The organism is Vibrio sp. 10N.222.49.C9 (genome assembly GCF_041474985.1).
In the GTDB taxonomy this organism is placed as follows: Bacteria; Pseudomonadota; Gammaproteobacteria; order Enterobacterales; family Vibrionaceae; genus Vibrio; species Vibrio crassostreae_C.
Genome location: NZ_JBFRVD010000916.1, coordinates 1 through 360 on the forward strand (window position 1 = coordinate 1; position 360 = coordinate 360).

The 360-nt window shown below is 46.4% G+C and carries 1 protein-coding gene; it reads right to left on the bottom strand.

All coding sequences use genetic code 11. The annotated features are described in order from the left end of the window. On the bottom strand, window positions 1-360 hold a 360-nt coding region (locus AB4585_RS26205; RefSeq protein ID WP_372171685.1), incomplete at both ends, for a BCCT family transporter.

A 360-nucleotide genomic window follows, 5' to 3' on the forward strand; every position in this document is an offset into this window, starting at 1 on the left:
TCACTTCAGCTTCAACATAGTCAGCATCTGCTTTTGAACCGCCTACTTCTGTCAGTAAGCCTTTCACCAAGCTAAAGCAACCAATCAGTAGAATGATGGTGAATGGCATTGCTGCAATTATCGTAATCGACTGTAGCGCCTGAATAGACTCAGTGCCGCCAATCCACAACATCACCATAGCGATAGTGCCTGAGATCAGTGCCCAAATGATTTTTTGCTTCATTGGTACGTCCATCTTTCCGCCGGCAGTCATGCTATCAATAACAATCGAGCCAGAGTCCAGCGTAGTAACAAAGAACACAACGATTAGGATCACCGCAACCACTGACAGTATGTCGCCAATCGGATAGGCCTCAAGCA